The organism is Neobacillus sp. DFD-2R (assembly GCF_057747865.1).
Window position 1 is genome coordinate 3,571,752 of sequence record NZ_CM173228.1, and the last position, 16,768, is coordinate 3,588,519.

The 16,768-nt window shown below is 40.3% G+C and carries 17 protein-coding genes; 6 read left to right on the forward strand and 11 right to left on the reverse strand.

What is annotated here, in order from left to right; translation table 11 throughout:
- Window positions 1-165: 165 nt before the first annotated feature.
- Window positions 166-327 carry a hypothetical protein gene (locus tag AC3ANV_RS17840; RefSeq protein ID WP_488310028.1) on the forward strand — a complete coding sequence of 54 codons (162 nt, stop codon included), beginning with the start codon at window positions 166-168 and terminating at the stop codon, window positions 325-327.
- A 122-nt stretch (window positions 328-449) separates the two neighbouring features.
- Here AC3ANV_RS17840 and AC3ANV_RS17845 read toward each other — a convergent pair whose 3' ends face one another.
- Complete coding sequence (locus tag AC3ANV_RS17845; RefSeq protein WP_488310029.1) at window positions 450-2,234, reverse strand: S9 family peptidase; 1,785 nt, start codon at window positions 2,232-2,234, stop codon at window positions 450-452.
- Window positions 2,235-2,545: 311 nt separating this feature from the next.
- Between AC3ANV_RS17845 and AC3ANV_RS17850 the strand changes: the two genes are divergently transcribed.
- From AC3ANV_RS17850 to menC, 5 genes are read left to right on the forward strand one after another with little or no spacing between them, the layout of a single operon-like run.
- A complete protein-coding gene (locus AC3ANV_RS17850; RefSeq protein WP_488310030.1) occupies window positions 2,546-3,394 on the forward strand; it encodes a MurR/RpiR family transcriptional regulator in 849 nt (282 codons plus the stop codon).
- A 17-nt stretch (window positions 3,395-3,411) separates the two neighbouring features.
- Complete coding sequence (locus tag AC3ANV_RS17855) at window positions 3,412-4,542, forward strand: amidohydrolase (protein ID WP_488310031.1); 1,131 nt, start codon at window positions 3,412-3,414, stop codon at window positions 4,540-4,542.
- 31 nt (window positions 4,543-4,573) lie between these two features.
- The gene (locus tag AC3ANV_RS17860) at window positions 4,574-6,058 is read left to right on the forward strand and encodes an amino acid permease (protein ID WP_488310032.1); all 1,485 of its coding nucleotides are present in this window, start codon (window positions 4,574-4,576) and stop codon (window positions 6,056-6,058) included.
- Between the two features lie 27 nt (window positions 6,059-6,085).
- Window positions 6,086-6,910, forward strand: a complete 825-nt coding sequence (locus tag AC3ANV_RS17865) for a GNAT family N-acetyltransferase (protein ID WP_488310033.1) — start codon at window positions 6,086-6,088, stop codon at window positions 6,908-6,910.
- Window positions 6,911-6,941: 31 nt separating this feature from the next.
- Window positions 6,942-8,054: an o-succinylbenzoate synthase gene (gene menC, locus AC3ANV_RS17870; RefSeq protein ID WP_488310034.1), complete on the forward strand. Its 1,113-nt coding sequence runs from the start codon at window positions 6,942-6,944 to the stop codon at window positions 8,052-8,054.
- A 32-nt stretch (window positions 8,055-8,086) separates the two neighbouring features.
- Here menC and AC3ANV_RS17875 read toward each other — a convergent pair whose 3' ends face one another.
- The 10 genes from AC3ANV_RS17875 to fliN form a co-directional block, all read right to left on the reverse strand.
- Window positions 8,087-8,800, reverse strand: a complete 714-nt coding sequence (locus tag AC3ANV_RS17875; protein WP_488310035.1) for a FliA/WhiG family RNA polymerase sigma factor — start codon at window positions 8,798-8,800, stop codon at window positions 8,087-8,089.
- 65 nt (window positions 8,801-8,865) lie between these two features.
- Window positions 8,866-9,735, reverse strand: coding sequence for a MinD/ParA family protein (locus AC3ANV_RS17880; RefSeq protein WP_488310036.1), 870 nt, complete (start codon window positions 9,733-9,735; stop codon window positions 8,866-8,868).
- Window positions 9,695-10,840: a flagellar biosynthesis GTPase FlhF gene (flhF, locus tag AC3ANV_RS17885; RefSeq protein ID WP_488310037.1), complete on the reverse strand. Its 1,146-nt coding sequence runs from the start codon at window positions 10,838-10,840 to the stop codon at window positions 9,695-9,697. The genes AC3ANV_RS17880 and flhF overlap by 41 nt, the downstream gene beginning before the upstream one ends.
- A complete protein-coding gene (gene flhA, locus AC3ANV_RS17890; RefSeq protein WP_488310038.1) occupies window positions 10,837-12,867 on the reverse strand; it encodes a flagellar biosynthesis protein FlhA in 2,031 nt (676 codons plus the stop codon). Before flhA ends, flhF begins: the two co-directional genes overlap by 4 nt.
- Window positions 12,868-12,880: 13 nt before the next feature.
- On the reverse strand, window positions 12,881-13,963 hold the full coding sequence (gene flhB, locus AC3ANV_RS17895) for a flagellar biosynthesis protein FlhB (RefSeq protein WP_488310039.1): 1,083 nt from the start codon (window positions 13,961-13,963) through the stop codon (window positions 12,881-12,883).
- 14 nt (window positions 13,964-13,977) lie between these two features.
- A complete protein-coding gene (gene fliR, locus AC3ANV_RS17900; RefSeq protein ID WP_488310040.1) occupies window positions 13,978-14,751 on the reverse strand; it encodes a flagellar biosynthetic protein FliR in 774 nt (257 codons plus the stop codon).
- 4 nt (window positions 14,752-14,755) lie between these two features.
- Window positions 14,756-15,025: a flagellar biosynthesis protein FliQ gene (gene fliQ, locus AC3ANV_RS17905; RefSeq protein WP_488310041.1), complete on the reverse strand. Its 270-nt coding sequence runs from the start codon at window positions 15,023-15,025 to the stop codon at window positions 14,756-14,758.
- A gap of 14 nt (window positions 15,026-15,039) precedes the next feature.
- Complete coding sequence (fliP, locus tag AC3ANV_RS17910; RefSeq protein WP_488310042.1) at window positions 15,040-15,798, reverse strand: flagellar type III secretion system pore protein FliP; 759 nt, start codon at window positions 15,796-15,798, stop codon at window positions 15,040-15,042.
- Window positions 15,799-15,807: 9 nt separating this feature from the next.
- The gene (locus AC3ANV_RS17915) at window positions 15,808-16,401 is read right to left on the reverse strand and encodes a flagellar biosynthetic protein FliO (RefSeq protein ID WP_488310043.1); all 594 of its coding nucleotides are present in this window, start codon (window positions 16,399-16,401) and stop codon (window positions 15,808-15,810) included.
- Window positions 16,402-16,415: 14 nt separating this feature from the next.
- Window positions 16,416-16,763, reverse strand: coding sequence for a flagellar motor switch protein FliN (gene fliN, locus AC3ANV_RS17920; protein ID WP_488310044.1), 348 nt, complete (start codon window positions 16,761-16,763; stop codon window positions 16,416-16,418).
- Between the last annotated feature and the right edge of the window lie 5 nt (window positions 16,764-16,768).

Here is a 16,768-nt window from a genome sequence, read left to right on the forward strand (position 1 = left end):
AAAGGAAGGTGAAGCAGTCATTAATTGTTTCATAAAAAAGAAACATTCACAAGTTAGTATCATAAGATGAATTATTACTATTTTTTGCGTATTTCTATTTCTCGAATTATTTGTTTTTCATCCTTTATTATATTGTCATATCTAACTTTGGAAGGTGTGAATAATTTGACAACCAATTCTGAAACGAAAAAAATTGATGTTAATTCAACCATTTCATTAAAAGGAATCGTGAAGGCCATATTTAACGATACCATTCATGTGCAAATTGGTGGAAAGATTATTACCTTGCCAAAAGGGGATTTTTTGTTAGATAATTCAATGAATTAATTTGAATGGCTGCAAGAAAGGGCCTAATCTTATATTTACGCGTTACTAAAACCCGCCACTTACTAAAGTGGCGGGTTTCCTTTAGTTTAATAAAGCCCTCTATATTTCATTGATTGCTAAAATTAATTTCCGATATATTGTTCGAGGAAATCGGCCACCTTCGTGTACGTAAAAATTTTATTTTTTAGTTTTTCGAAGGAATGGCCTTCATCTTCAAAACGGAAGTACTTTACTGCATGGTTTCTTTCCTTTAATTTATTTACTATTTGTTCGGATTCTTCAATTGGGACACGCGGATCGTTTGCACCATGAAAAACCATAAGAGGGCATATAATTTTATCGGTATGGTTTAATGGGTCAATTTGATCAAAAAACGCTCCATCCTTTTCAATCGTTCCATATTCAAACTCCCGAAGTTTTTGACGCCATGGATTTGTATTTTTAAGAAAGGTTCTAAAACTTGAAATCCCCACAATATCAATCGCTGCGGACCATAATTGAGGAAAATGGCTGATAGCTGCCAGAACCATAAATCCTCCATAACTGCCCCCCATGATCGCTATTTTACGTTGGTCAACGCTCCCCTCTGCTTTTAGCCAATCTACTAACGATACCAAATCTTTAACGGAATCCATTCTTTTTCTAACATCATCAAGGTGGGTATACGTCTTTCCGTACCCGGTACTGCCACGAACATTCGGAGTACAAACTGCAAAGCCAATGCTCAGGAAGTATTGCAGGACAGGATTATAAACGGCACGAATTTGGCTTTCAGGACCACCATGTACATAGATGACAACCGGGTGTTTTTTTGAAGTATTTTTCGGCTTGTAAAAAAAGGCTGGAACATGAAGATTGTCAAAAGATTTATAGGTTATTAGCTCCGGGGTAACCAATTTATTTTCCAAACCCTGTGACCGGATGGAGGAGGTAAGTCGTTTTGTGTAAATTGGCTTAATCTCAAGCTCCCAAATATCAGAAGGATGTTCAGGCCCATTAAAAACATAGGCTAATTTTTGGTTATCGGGTGAAAAAGTAAGATCAGAGATCACTCCCATCGGTGTTTTCCATGTATAAAGATTACTTGTATTCAAGTCAACAATAATTCCTCTTGATATCCCTCCCTCGTTCATTGAAAAGGCTAACTTATTTTTGTCCTTGTTCATTGTGAGTTCTTCAAAATCCCAATCTCCCACTTCCAACCAAGTGTGCTCTTTTGAATGAAGATTTATCATTGCTAATCCAAAGTATTCTCTACCTTTGTTTGTTAATAAAAAGAGATGGTCCCCATCCTTATTGAAGTAAGGATCCTTAAAGCTGGCTTCGCCAACATGTGCAGTTAGCCAATTCACTTCTCCTGTGCTAAGCAACAGCAGCCCTAAATCATTATCCTGATGTGTATTTGTTTTTCTTATCAATAATGACCTCCCATCAGGAGACCACTTTATCGAAGAATAGATACCATCATCTGAAAATACACGGCGTATTTCAAGTGTTTCTAAGTTTTGGATATAAATATCAAAATAGGCAGGATTACGCCGATTACTTGACCAGGCAATCCACTTCCCGTCCGGAGAACTGCCGCCATAATGATGGATATGGTTTAGTGAATCTGTCAGCGGAATTAGTTTATGGTCTCGCTTTAATAAAAATAGTTGCTGCCTTTCATTTCCGGCAACATCCATGCCTATTATCCGCGTCGAGGTTCCGTTTATATATTTAACAATTTTTATACTTTCATTTGTAAAGGAGGCTTGGAGGGCAGACCTACCACCTCCAAGATCAAACTCCCAGACCTGAGGCAAGCCGGAATAGTCCGCAATAAAGCTTAATTTATGGCCATCAGGCTGATAAACGGGGTTTCTTGCAAAACTCACGCCCAAATATGGTTTAATTCCGATATTCACTATAATCAACCCCCTTTAGTTACGAACATTAACGATGAAATAGTATCGGGTTCTGTTGTTTTCCTTAGTAGAAATTAATTAATCAATATTAAACTTGTTGTTTCTCCTCTTAAATTAATATGTAATTCTTCTATTCATATGCAAATCCATCCATCATCAAAAAAAATCCTATACCACTTAAATAATCACAAAATTTAAAATATACTCTTTTATTACATTTTAATTTATGATAATGTTAAACTAGTAAAGAAGTTTTTACTGCACCAGAATGAATAATTGAAGGATTTACTTCTCCGGGAAAGGATGATGGAATGGAACAACTTCCTTTTCAACAGTTGGTAAAAGAAAAATTCCCCGATTTATCAGCAGGCCAAAAGAAAGTGGCAAATTATCTGATTGAAAATCTCAATCAGGCTGCCTTTAAAACGGCCTTTCAAATTGGACGGCAAGCAGCTGTTAGTGAAACCACCGTAATTCGACTTTCGTATGCCTTAGGATTTGAAAGCTTTAGTGAAATGCAAACCATTATTCAAGAAGATCTGCTCCAGCAAAGCCAGCCGGAGAACAGAAATTTCAACATGAAGCAATACCACTCTGCCGATCCATTTAAGAGAGTTATATTAAACGAAATTCATTTATTAAAACAATTAATTAACCAAACTAACGTCAGGGAAATTTGGAAAGCAGTAGATGCGATTATCCAGGCAGACCAAATTTTAATTGCCGGGCATATGCTTTCCCACGCAGCCGCTTACTGGTTTTCTTATATGCTTAGTTCGATTAGAGATAATGTAACGCTGTGTTCCCCTACCGGAGAATTTTTCGAAAAATTTTGCAATCTTACAAAAAACTCTGTTGTCGTCGTTTTTTCCTTTCCGCGCTATTCAAACGAGACAATTAAATTGGCGGAGTGTGTGGCAGAACATGGGATTTGTTTAATTACCGTCACCGATCGGCTCCTTTCACCTGTAGGAAGGATTGCAGATATTGTTCTGACAACTGAAGAAAATGCCCAAACCGGATCCAATTCCATTGCATCTGTTATAAGTTTAGTAGATTTGATTATTGAAGGGATCCATGAAAAGGACCAAAAGCGCATCCAGTCCCATCAACAAAAATTAGAAAAGCTGTATTCAAGCTTTGAAGTTTTTAATGAATAAAAAGAGGGTGTACCGTTATGAATCCACTTCAATTTATTGATCAAAACAAAGAAATGGTGTTAAACACCTATCATGACCTCCACGCGATTGCCGAGCCAAGCTGGGAAGAGAAGAAAACATCTCGTTTTCTTGCAGAGCGACTTAAAAATGCCGGTTTAACGGTTACAACCTTTCCGGGCCATTATGGAATCATTGCAGAAATTCCCGGCAAATCCGATAAGGTTGTGGCCTTGAGAGCCGATATGGATGCACTTGTCCAAGAAGTAGATGGATTTGTTAGGCCTAATCATTCCTGTGGACATGATGCCCATAGCACAATGGTATTATTTTCAGCACTGGCGCTAGCATCCAGTGGAATCCGGCCGAAACAAACATTGCGCTTTATTTTTCAGCCTGCTGAAGAAAAAGGCGAAGGCGCATTGCAAATGATGGAAGATGGCGCACTTGACAATGTTTCTTATTTATTTGGTGTACATCTAAGACCGGCTATCGAGGTCCCTTATATGAAGGCCTCCCCTGTTATTGTCCACGGATCAGCAGGAACGTTTAGAGGAACGATTAAAGGTGTACAAGCCCATGCTTCCCGTCCTCAAGATGGTGTTAATGCGATTGAGTCTGCGGCATTACTTGTTCAAAAATTAAAACAGATTCGGTTAGAAACAGAGACACCCTTTTCGATTAAAATGACCCAGCTGCAAACAGAAAATGGAGCTACAAATGTGATCCCGGAAACCGCAAATTTTGCGATCGATGCTAGAGCCCAGTCAAATGAAGTCATGGATGACCTTCGGAAATTAACACAGAAAATCGCGGATGAAACAATGGAAGAGACAGGAGCATCCATAGACTGGTCCGTGGAAGAGCTTGTACCTGCTGCTACCTTACATAAACATGCAATGGAACTAGTTGAAAGCGCTATCAAAGATATTCTTGGTGAAAATAATGTTATTTCTACCTGTGTTTCTCAAGGGGGTGAAGATTTTCATTTTTACACTGCGAAAAATCCCGGAATTGCCGCAACAATGGTTGGATTAGGCTGCGGTCTATCCCCCGGTTTGCATCATCCGCAAATGAAATTTAATTTGGATGCACTTATCTATGGATCAAAAATTTTAACCCGCGCTGTATTGCTGGCATCAAAGGAGTAGAATTTAAAAAAATAATTTAAAGAGGTGTTTTATGCAAAATACTGCTCAAAAATCCGAAGTTACATTAAAAGCAAATGCTTCTACTGAAGAACATTTAGAACGTAAGCTTAAAACCAGACATTTAACGATGATTGCCATCGGCGGGACGATTGGGACAGGGCTTTTTTTGGCTAGTGGAACCACCATTCATGATGCCGGTCCCGGTGGTGCGCTTGTTGCCTATCTAATTGCTGGCATCATGGTGTATTTCCTGATGACAAGTCTTGCAGAAATGGCTGCGTTTATCCCAATTTCCGGTTCTTTCAGCACTTATACATCAAGGTTCGTTGATCCTTCCTTAGGCTTTGCTGTCGGTTGGAACTATTGGTACAATAATGCGATTATCCTTGCCCTGGAACTTTCGGCATCATCGCTAATTATGAAATACTGGCTCCCACATGTTCCAGGTATCGTTTGGAGTGCGAGCTTTCTGGTAATCATTTTTGCCTTAAATATTTTATCCGTTAAAGGATATGGGGAAGCAGAATTCTGGTTTTCGCTTATCAAAGTCGTGACGATTGTTGCTTTCATCGTGGTCGGATTATTAATGATCTTCGGGATTATGAGCGGTCATTCCGGCGGGTTTGCGAATCTGACAAAAGGGGAAGCGCCATTTAAAGGCGGCCTATTATCCATTTTCAGTGTCTTTATGGTGGTCGGTTTTGCCTTCCAAGGAACGGAAATGGTTGGGGTCGCTGCCGGTGAAAGTGAAAATCCAAGTAAAGATATGCCTAGATCGATTAGACAAATCTTCTGGCGAATTCTTTTATTTTATGTTTTAGCGATTTTCGTCATTGGTTGTTTAATCAGCTATAAAGATCCGAATTTACTAAGCTCCGATGTTTCGAATGTTGCGGTGAGTCCTTTTACCTTAGTTTTTAAACATGCAGGTTTTGCTTTTGCAGCTGCTGCAATGAATGCTGTTATTCTTACATCTGTTTTATCTGCAGGAAACTCATCTTTATACGTTGGTTCGCGTGTCCTTTGGACATTGGCAGAAGAAGGTAAAGCTCCCGCTTTTCTGAAAAAGGTTAGCAAAGGCGGAGTACCTGTTAATGCAGTGTACTTAACTACCATTATTGGAATGTTTTGCTTCCTTACCTCACTTTTCGGTGACGGAGCGGTTTATTCGTGGTTATTAAATGCGGCTGGTTTAGCCGGTTATATCTCCTGGCTAAGTATTTCGGTCACTCATTATCGTTTCCGTAAGGCTTATGTTGCCCAAGGCAGAGATTTTAACGATTTGCCATATGTAGCAAAATGGTTCCCATTAGGTCCTATTTTAGCAACTGTGCTATGTTTGGTCGCCACACTTGGAACAAATTATGGAGCATTTATTGGATCAAAGATTGATTGGTATGGAATCGCCGTATCCTACATTGGACTGCCTTTATTCATTATCGGTTATTTAGGCCATAAGTTTGTAAAGAAAACAAAAATGGTATCCATCCAAGAAGCTGATTTCAGCCGGGAATAAAGTTATTTTTTAAAGGGGGAATTGAAGATGACGAATGTACAAGAGATGGAAATTCGTTCCCTTCAGAATATCGAAGAGCTAGAGGCTGTACGAAAGCTCGAATGTAAAATTTGGGGTGAAAACGACTCAATTCCTACCCATCAAACGATTACCGCCGTTAAAAACGGCGGTTTGGTTTTGGGTGCATATTCCGAGGGAAAATTAGTTGGCTTCCAATACAGCTTCCCCGGATTCAACGGAAGATCAGTATATCTATGTTCCCATGTTTTAGCAACTGATCCTGATTTTCGTAATAAAGGAATTGGTGAAAAACTTAAGCTCGCCCAGCGGGAGGAAGCTCTGAAGCTTGGTTACTCCTTAATTACGTGGACATATGATCCGTTAGAAAGTGTCAATGGATATTTGAATATTGCTAAGCTCGGCGGCGTAAGTTCTACCTATATTGCCAATTGCTATGGAGAGATGGAAGATCTGTTGAACAGCGGGATCCCTTCCGACCGCTTCCTAGTCGAATGGCATATTGCTCAGGAAAAAGCTGAAAGTTATCAAGATTTCGAGCTTGACTTTGCGATTGCAAACTCACTCGTACAGTGGAATTTGAACAAAGAAGGTTTGCCAATTCCTACATCCACCCTTCTCTTTCCTAATCAAAATGCTGATACAGCCTTTGTGGCAGTTCCAAAGGACTTCCGAGCAATTAGAGAAACGAATTTGGGAGCTGCTACTGATTGGCGAATGAAAACAAGAGAAGTTTTTAGGCAAGTTTTTCAACAAGGATGGCAGGTTTCCGGGTTTATAAAAAATACGCTGCCTGAATGTCCTGTCCATTTTTACATACTGACAAAAAAATAAGCTTAACACCGTGGAAAAGGAGTGTTGTTACATGAAAATTAAACAAGTAGTTTTACGGCATATGAAGATGGATCTGCTTCACCCATTTACGACAAGCTTTGGCACGGAATATGATCGGGATTTTATTCTAGTTGAGGTGATTAACGAAGATGGTGTTTCCGGTTGGGCGGAAAATGTTGCTATGCCTACCCCCTATTATAATGAAGAAACGGTTAAATCCAATTGGCATATGCTTGAAGATTACTTAATTCCGATACTATTAAACAATGAGATTAAGCATCCTGATGAGCTTTCTGAAAAGTACTTCGCTCATATTCGCGGCAATTATATGGCAAAGGCTTCTTTAGAAATGGCGGTTTGGGACTTGTATGCCAGAGAGCATGAAGCATCTCTTTCAAGCGTGCTTGGGGGTACAAAGAAGACCATTGATGTCGGCGTCAGTATTGGAATTAAAGACTCAATCGATGAGACGTTGGAAACCATTGAAGAGCGCCTTGATGAAGGGTATAAGCGCTTTAAATTAAAAATCAGGCCCGGCTGGGATGTTGAATTAATCGACAAGGTCCGTAAAGTGTATCCGGATATCCCGCTCATGGCCGATGCCAATTCCGCTTACACGTTAAAAGACATCGATATGTTGACGGCTCTCGACGATTATAACTTAATGATGATTGAACAGCCGCTCGCATACAACGATATTATTGATCACGCAGAGCTCCAGGCTAGATTGAAAACATCGATTTGTCTGGATGAGAGTATTCATTCCTTAGCAGATGCAAGAAAAGCTCTAAAGTTAGGAAGCTGTAAAATTATTAATATTAAAGTTGGGCGTGTAGGCGGTTTGACAGAAGCTAAGAAAATCCATGATTTTTGTCAGGAACGGGACATACCGCTATGGTGCGGCGGTATGCTTGAGTCAGGCATTGGCAGAGCCCATAACATTGCAATCACTACCCTTCCTAACTTTACTCTCCCGGGTGATACTGCGGGCTCCGCTCTTTATTGGGCAGAGGATATTATAGAACCTGAAGTAACAGTCGAAAAAGGGTTAATTACTGTTCCTACCTCACCGGGAATGGGCTATGAACCTAGTTTAGAAAAAATCAAAAAGTATACGGTATCCAGTAAATCTTTTAACCTATAATAAAAGCCAGGTTTCCTTTTAGGAGCCTGGCTTTATCGTTCCCAGCCTTGTTCCGTTGCAGCAGTACGGAGTCTTTTAATGGCTTGGTTGTGGAGCTGGGAGATGCGGGATTTGTGAAGTTCCAGTATTTTGCTGACGTCTGTTAAGCTTAAGTTTTCATAATATACTAGAGCTAGAATAAGTTTTTCTCTTTCCGGTAAAGTGTCGATTAGGCCTGCAAGTCTTTTTTTCTTTTCTTTGGCCTCTACATACTCCTCTTGTCTCGGAAAATAATAATCCTCTATCCGGTTAAATACGGCGCGTTCTTTTCCCTCGTCATCTAGCGGTTCATCTAAAGATTCTTGCTTAATAAATGATAGCTGCATAAGAGTTCGTTCATACTCTTCCGGATTAATTCCAAGATGTTCGGTCATTTCTTTAGGTGTCGGTTTGCGCAAATAGAATTGTTCTAATGTTTCACGAGCCTCGCGTAATGTTTTTTCTTTTCTTCTTAATGTTCGCGGGACATGGTCCGTTTGTCGGATCCCATCCAGGATTGCGCCGCGAATTCGCTGAACGGCATATGTTTCAAACTTAACACCCTGGCTTGGGTCGAATTTCTGTGCTGCATCCCACAATCCCGTCATTCCGGAGGAGTAAAGCTCACTTTCATCTACCTGATTGGATAAGGTCTTTTTCATCTGTGCTATAACCAGCTGAACCAGTGGTATAAATTGTTCCAGCTTCTCTTCCATATTCAGTTCCATCCCGCCACTCCTCCTCCCTATAGCTTTATTTCACGATAACCTTAATTAACCGCAAACCTACATCGTTAAGAATCTAACATTCTAGAAAGCTTTCGAATAAAACCTTTGATTCCAGCCATTTCGTGTAATTCTGATTTACCGGTTACAAACCGTTCAGCAAGTCTTTTAATCATTACCGAAGCAGACGAACGGGGTGAAGCAAGATATAAAGGTATCTGTTTTAAGACTGCTTTTATTACACTTGGATCTTCAGGGATTGCTCCAAATACTTTTATTTCTTTATTTAAAAAAGAATGAACAGCCGTTTTAAATTTACCGGCAATCTCTAAGCCCTCTTTAGGATTTGAGACACGATTGATCACCAGCTGAAATGATAGCGAAGGCTGTTGGCTATGCAAAATTTTCAACACGGAATAAGCATCAGCAATAGCAGTAGGCTCCGGAGTTGTAAGGAGAATGATCTCATCTGCTGAAAGATGGCATGCTTGAGCCTCTAAGTTTAGACCCGCACCTGTATCAATCAGAATAATATCCGCATACCCATGAAGCTTTTCTAATTCATCAAAAAAGTAGCTCCTTTCATCCTCATCAAACTGGTGAAGATGGGTAAATCCTGTGCCTCCCGCAAGGTATTCCAGCCCATTTGGCCCCTCCTCCAGCACATCCCAGATACTCTTCCTTTGCTTAATCATGTCCATTAAATGATAGGTGGGCGCCATCCCCATTAATATATCTAAATTCGCCATCCCAATATCAAGATCTACTAAAACTACTTTCTTTCCCAATACCATTAAGCTAAGTGCGAAATTTAAAGCAAAGTTGGATTTCCCCACACCGCCCTTTCCGCTTGCAATCGTAACAACCCGTGAAGTCCGCTCGCTAGTGGAAAGGGATTTAGCTAACTGTCTCAAGAGTTGTGCTTGGTCCTGCTGCATGCTCACCCACTCCTAACACCTTTTTCGCCATATAGCTTGCATCTGCAATCATAATATCCTGTGGCACTCTCTGTCCCATACTTAGAAAAGATAACGGAAACGGAAAGTGATACACCAAGTTAAGCGCCGCACCGTAACAAGTCGTCTCATCCCATTTTGTTAAAATCAGCTTATCGATTGGAACTGATTTCATCTTTTCAACAATTGTTTTCATATCCCGCCAGCGAGTCGTCATACTTAGAACGAGATAATTCTCTTGAGGAGCATCTGAGGATAAATATTGATTGATATCCTCGATATACTCATCCTCAAGATAATTTCTGCCTGCACTATCCATTAGAATGAGTTGACATCCCTTTAATCCATCTATGGCCGGTTTCAATTCATCCGGACTTTTGACCACTTTAATAAAAGCATTTAAAATAGTAGCATACGTTTTGAGCTGATCAACCGCCGCAATTCGATAGGTATCAGTAGTTAAAAGCCCTACCCGCTGGCCATGATGTATCACTCTTGCTGCCGCCAGCTTTGCAATGGTAGTCGTTTTGCCAACCCCCGTCGGTCCAACTAATGTTATCAATAAGGGGCTTTCTTCAGTATCTTTCGCTATCCCCTCGTCAAATAATTGTTCCAATATTGCGAGGAGATTTTTTTCGATTTCTTCCCTTTTTAGTTCCTCTATGTTCTCATATTTTAGATTCAATCTTTTCAAGATGAACTGTACGACTTCTTCATCCACTTCTTGATCCCGCAATCTTTCAACCAATTGCTCTAATGGCTTTGAAAAAACCTTAGCAGTGTTAGTCCCTCTTACCATTGATCGGATTAACCCTTTTACTTCAGAAAGCTCCTTTAGCACTTCCAGCTGTGGCGTCATCTTTATAGGATCAGCTTGTTCCTGCACCCTCTCACCTTGCCCTTGTTTAGTTTCCCCTGCAAGATCGGATGCAGCAACAACCTCTAGCTTTTTTTTCCGGAGAAACCAAAAAAGTCCCGGTGCCCTTACCTGCTTTGTTTTTATAATAATGGCCTCTTTACCAAGGTCCTTTAAAATCATCGGATAAGCTTCTGAAAGAGTGCCAACAACATAGGTTTTAATTTTCATAGATTCACTACTCCAACACTTTGTACATCAATATTTGGTTCCAGCTCATTATAAGAAAGAATGGGTATATCTGCCAAATTCCTCTCGGTTATTTGCCGGACATACATCCGTATTCCTGCTGAAGTAAGGATAATCGGGCGAATTCCCATTGGCGACGTTCTCTGAATGGTTTCCGTAAAGGAATGAATCATTTGCTGACTTGATTCCGGGTCAATGGCAAGGATGTCCCCTTGCTCTGTCCGTTGAATCGACTCAACTAATTTCTTTTCAACACCGGCCCCTAACCGAATTGCATGGATAATCCCATTTTGTGCGTACTGTGACGTTAATTGTCGTGCGAGTGCCTGCCGAACATATTCCGTCAGTATCTCGGTGTTTTTCGTGTATACTGCATAATCTGCTAACGCTTCAAAAATAGCGGAAAGACTGCGGATGGACACATGCTCTTTAAGCAGCTTTTGCAGTACCTTTTGAATCTCACCAATCGATAATTTTTGCGGCACTAACTCCTCCACTAACGAAGGATAGCTTTCTTTAATATGATCAATTAATTGTTTTGTTTCTTCTCTGCCTAAAATTTCATAGGCATATTTACGGATTGTTTCTGAAAGATGCGTGCTAATGACAGAAGAAGGATCAACGACCGTATAGCCAAACAATTCCGCCTGTTCTTTCATCTCTTCATTCACCCATAATGCAGGGAGTCCAAAGGTTGGCTCTGTCGTTTCGATTCCTTCAATTCCATGCTCCTCATCACCCGGGTTTAGCATGAGAAAATGATCCAAAAGGATCTCACCCTTCGCCACTTCATTCCCTTTGATTTTGATGCAATATTCATTTGGGTGAAGCTGAATATTATCACGAATACGAATTACCGGAACGACTAAACCTAATTCCATGGCGATTTGTCTGCGAATAGCCACAACCCTGTCTAATAAATCTCCCCCCTGGTTAACATCTGCCAGGGTGATGAGTCCAATGCCAAATTCAAATTCAATTGGATCTTCACGGAGTAACGAAAATACATTTTCAGGTTTTCGAACTTCTTCCAGTTCTTGTTCTGATTGGCTATTTTCCTGATCCGTTTCAAGCTTTGTCCGTTTCTTTTGAATCTGATAGCCGCCAAATGCGAGCAAACCGGCAATCGACCAAGTGAGAACGAGGCCAATGGGTGTGACAATTCCAAGCAGAGCAATTACACTTGCTACAATATACAAAAGAGTCGGATAAGCAAGCATTTGTTTTGTAAGGTCATCACCGAGATTCCCTTCAGAGGCCGCCCTTGTTACCATAATTCCTGTAGCTGTAGAAATTAACAGTGCAGGGATTTGACTGACAAGTCCGTCACCTACAGACAAGAGTGTAAACGTGCTTAACGATTGCGAAAAATCCATTCCGTGCATCGTCATTCCGATTATGAAGCCGCCGATCACATTGATGATCAGAATAATAATCCCGGCAATGGCATCCCCTTTTACGAATTTACTGGCCCCGTCCATAGAGCCGTAAAAATCGGCTTCCTGCTCTACTTTTCTTCTTCTGAGGCGTGCCTCCTGCTCATTAATCATCCCCGCATTTAGGTCTGCATCAATACTCATTTGTTTTCCGGGCATGGCATCTAATGTAAAGCGGGCCGCCACTTCTGCAACTCGCTCCGCACCCTTTGTTATTACTAAAAATTGAATAATGACCAATATAAAAAACACGATGAACCCGACAACGGCATTTCCACTAATAACAAACTGGCCAAATGCCTCGATAACATTACCGGCTTTGGCTTTTGATAAAATTGACCTAGTACTTGAAACGTTCAAAGCCAACCGAAAAAGCGTCGTTAATAATAGCAGCGACGGGAAGATCGAAAAATCCAGCGGTTCTTTTGTATTCATGGCAATTAATAAGATCAAAATAGAGGTTGATAGATTCAAAATAAGTAGAATATCCAGCATGAAGGTCGGTAAGGGAATGACCATCATGACCACAATCATAATAACGGCCATTAAAACGACTAGATTTTTTAGTTTCATACCTATACCTCCGCTACTTGCTTAATGTTCCTTTAACCCTATAAACATAGGCTAAAATTTCTGCAACTGCTTTAAATAGTTCTTCAGGGATTTCCTGTCCGATTTCAACACCGGCATATAAAGTTCTTGCTAATGGCTTATTTTCCATGATAACGACACGATGTTCCTTCGCTACTTCTTTTATTTTGAGAGCGAGAAAATCGGCACCCTTTGCAACGACAACAGGAACCTTCATTTTACCCGCTTCGTAGGAAATGGCGACTGCATAGTGTGTTGGATTTGTTACCACTACCTGTGCGTTTGGAACCTCCTGCATCATCCGTGCCCGCGCAATCTGACGTTGTTTTTCCTTCACCTTATGTTTGATTAACGGGTCCCCTTCCGTTTTTTTGAATTCATCTTTAATATCTTGTTTGGACATCCTTAATTTTTTTGCAAGGTCAAACCGTTGATAGAACAGGTCAGCTGCAGCTATAACAAGATAGACTGCGGATATGGTGAAACCCAATTTAATCAAAAGAGAAGTGAGAAAAGAAACAATATCAATCGGCTGTTTTTCCGGAAGATTTATTAATTCGCTCTTATGCGACCATATTTGCATTCCTGCCACGTTCGAAATAACAATGACCTTCACCAGAGATTTGACTAATTCTACGGCCGTCCTAGCCGAAAAAAAACGTTTTGCCCCTTCAATCGGGATCAGTTTATTTAAATCCCATTTCAAAGATTCTAAGGAAATGAGAAAACCAACCTGTGATATCGTAGCAACTAATGAAGCAAGCCAGGTAACGACAATAATCGGGGCTGCAATCATCGCACCGGTTTTTACTAAATTTAAAAACAGTGACGGCAGTGAATCTCTCGTTAGATTTATAAGCAGCATATCCGATAAACCGTAACGAAATAAATCCATTAACCGTGTCGCAGCCTGCCCCCCATAAATCAATAGAACAGAAAACGAAGCTAATAAGACAACGGCATTGGTTAAATCGGTACTCTTGGCCACCTGGCCTTTTTTTCTCGCTTCCTGCTTTTTTTTGGGAGTTGCTTTTTCGGATTTTTCGGCAAATAACTGTAAGTCTAACGAAAGCAGCATGGATTTTTCTTCCTTCATGTACCTAATATCTTCAAAATTTGTTCAAACGATTGGACCATCAAACTAACCAGTTTTCCCATTACATAAAAAAAGCCAGGTAACGATACATAGAGAACGATGAAATGGACAATCATTTTAACTGGAACTCCAACAACAAAAAGATTCATTTGCGGAACCGTTTTTGCTAAAATTCCTAAAGCAATATCCACCAAAAATAACGTCCCTACCAGTGGAGCTGCAAGGAGAAATGCCAGCCAAAACATATTTTTCGTCACATCCAAGGAGAGCAGAACCAAATTTTCAGATACGCCGGTCGGCAGCAAGGAATCCACGGGAATCCACTGAAAACTGGCCAGCACCCCTTGTATAAGGATGTGATGTCCATTTACTGATAAAAAAAAGACAATCGCAATGATATAAAAAAGGCGGCCTGTGATCGGTTCCTGCACACCGGATTGCGGATTAAAAATCGATGCCATCGCAAAGCCGCTCTGTAAATCAATAAAACTCCCGGCCAATTGAACCGCATACAATAAAAGTGCTGCAAAAAACCCGATGCCAAGTCCTACCATTGCTTCTTTTAAAATAAGCAAAATATAGCTTCCATTTAGTTCAAGGGCATGGTGGGAATTGATGACTCCAAAAACCAGAATTGAAGTAAAAAATGCAAAACCCCATTTAAAGAGGGCAGGAATTTGCCGATCCATCCATAATGGTGCTGTAATAAAAAAACATGATAACCGTACAAATATCAACATAAATAATGGAATATACGCGATGATTTGCATTCTTCTATCCTATATAACTTGTAAGATTCGCAAGTATATTATGGGTAAAATCGATTAAATGTGTCAGCATCCAGGGACCAAAGATTAGGAGCCCGACAAAAACAGCGATAATCTTTGGCGCAAAGGATAATGTCTGTTCTTGTATTTGAGTAACGGTTTGTAAAATACTAACAATTAACCCGACCACTAATGCAATTCCCAAAACAGGAGCTAAAACCAGTAATGTCAAATAGATGGAGTTTTGCGCAAGTCCCATAATACTTTCAGGCGTCATAACCGAACACTTCCTTATTTAAAGCTTACGAACAATGATTGAATCACAAGATGCCAGCCATCTACTAAAATAAACAACAATATTTTAAACGGTAAAGAGATGAGTGAAGGCGGAACCATCATCATCCCCATTGCCATTAGGATACTTGAAACGATCATATCAATAATGACAAATGGGATAAAAATTAAAAACCCCATTTGAAACGCCGTTTTCAACTCGCTGATCGCAAAGGCGGGAACTAATGATGTCATCGGGATATCGTTGATTGTTTTGATGTTTTTCACATGACTATAATCCAAAAATAATTTTAAATCACTCTCACGCGTTTGCTTTGCCATGAACTCCTTCATCGGGACACTCGCCTTCGTCATCGCCTCTGATTGGCTAATCTTTCCATCCATAAAAGGCTGCAGTGCCCGATTATTCACCGTCTGAAAGGTTGGACCCATAATAAAAAAAGTTAATAAAAGACTTAACCCCATAATGACTTGGTTTGGCGGCATTTGCTGCGTACCAAGGGCATTGCGGACAAATGAGAGGACAATCGCAATCCTTGTAAAAGAAGTCATTAATAATAGAATACTAGGTGCAACGGATAATACTGTCAGAAGAATGAGCAATTTTATCGACATCGATGTATCATTGACACTGCCAGTTCCGCCAATATTAAGCTGTACACCGGGAATGGTCGAGCCGGGCGATGCTGCAAATGCTGTATAATGAATGAAAAAAAAGATAAATGGCGTTAGAAGGATAACTTTTTTCAGATCCATCGCCCCCTTTCATGATTGGTCATGGTTGTGAGTTTGGTTCGATTGCACTTCTTTTAATTGCTCGATGAGATGAGTGTTCCATTTCTCCTCTGTTGTCTTTCTTGCGGGAAATTTCCATTTCCACTCCCATTCCCATTTTCCGGAAACATCCAATGGCGTGACGGCAACAGATTCCAACAGCTTTGTTTGTTCTTCACCGGGTGGAATCGTTCGAATCAGGTTTACGCTATCCCCGACCCCGAGAATATATAAGGTATCTCCAATCATAAGCATCTGTAGAGAGCGATGGTTTCCGAATGAATGTCCGCCTATAGCATGAAAAACCCCGCCCCCTTGGAGAATTTTTGATTTTCGTGAGACATATTTTAGAACGAAAAATAACAGGCCTATAATTAATAGAAAAGAACCGATAAATTGAAATACATACAGTCCCATTGATGGAGTGGATTGTGCCTGTTTTTGGGTAAGATTGTTATCTTGCTGCTTGTTTTTGTGGAAATTATCATAAACAGTCTTTTCGCTCGCATGTACCACTGTTATCGGCATTTTGAAAACGATTAGTAAAACTGTAAACAAGACGATCCATTTTTTCCATGAAGTCACGAATCCTTCCCCTCTCATCTAATTTTTTTCTCCCGTTCTTGTTTGGAAACAATTTCTGTAATACGTACTGAAAATTTTTCATCGATCACAACAAGTTCTCCGGCAGCGATTGATATATTATTGACTAAGACATCAATATTCTCTCCAGCCAATTTATTGAGACTAAAAAAGGATCCTTTTTGCATGTCCAGAATCTCTCGAACCGTTTTTTTGGTTCTACCTAGCTCGAATGAAATATTTAACGATACATCTGTTAATAATTGGATTTGTCTTTTTTCCGGAGCAACGGTTTGCTGTTCCAAAATTGGAGAAAACTGCACTGATTGAACAGCCCCATACGATTCGGTCTTTTTTTCCTTCACGATCC

Excerpts from the sequence above, each read along its gene's own strand:
- AC3ANV_RS17850 (WP_488310030.1), top strand. The coding sequence starts at position 2,546 with ATGGAACAACTTCCTTTTCAACAGTTGGTAAAAGAAAAATTCCCCGAT.
- AC3ANV_RS17855 (WP_488310031.1), top strand. The coding sequence starts at position 3,412 with ATGAATCCACTTCAATTTATTGATCAAAACAAAGAAATGGTGTTAAAC.
- AC3ANV_RS17860 (WP_488310032.1), top strand. The coding sequence starts at position 4,574 with ATGCAAAATACTGCTCAAAAATCCGAAGTTACATTAAAAGCAAATGCT.
- AC3ANV_RS17865 (WP_488310033.1), top strand. The coding sequence starts at position 6,086 with ATGACGAATGTACAAGAGATGGAAATTCGTTCCCTTCAGAATATCGAA.
- menC (WP_488310034.1), top strand. The coding sequence starts at position 6,942 with ATGAAAATTAAACAAGTAGTTTTACGGCATATGAAGATGGATCTGCTT.
- AC3ANV_RS17875 (WP_488310035.1), bottom strand. The coding sequence starts at position 8,800 with ATGGAACTGAATATGGAAGAGAAGCTGGAACAATTTATACCACTGGTT.
- AC3ANV_RS17880 (WP_488310036.1), bottom strand. The coding sequence starts at position 9,735 with ATGCAGCAGGACCAAGCACAACTCTTGAGACAGTTAGCTAAATCCCTT.
- flhF (WP_488310037.1), bottom strand. The coding sequence starts at position 10,840 with ATGAAAATTAAAACCTATGTTGTTGGCACTCTTTCAGAAGCTTATCCG.
- flhA (WP_488310038.1), bottom strand. The coding sequence starts at position 12,867 with ATGAAACTAAAAAATCTAGTCGTTTTAATGGCCGTTATTATGATTGTG.
- flhB (WP_488310039.1), bottom strand. The coding sequence starts at position 13,963 with ATGCTGCTTTCGTTAGACTTACAGTTATTTGCCGAAAAATCCGAAAAA.
- fliR (WP_488310040.1), bottom strand. The coding sequence starts at position 14,751 with ATGCAAATCATCGCGTATATTCCATTATTTATGTTGATATTTGTACGG.
- fliQ (WP_488310041.1), bottom strand. The coding sequence starts at position 15,025 with ATGACGCCTGAAAGTATTATGGGACTTGCGCAAAACTCCATCTATTTG.
- fliP (WP_488310042.1), bottom strand. The coding sequence starts at position 15,798 with ATGGATCTGAAAAAAGTTATCCTTCTAACGCCATTTATCTTTTTTTTC.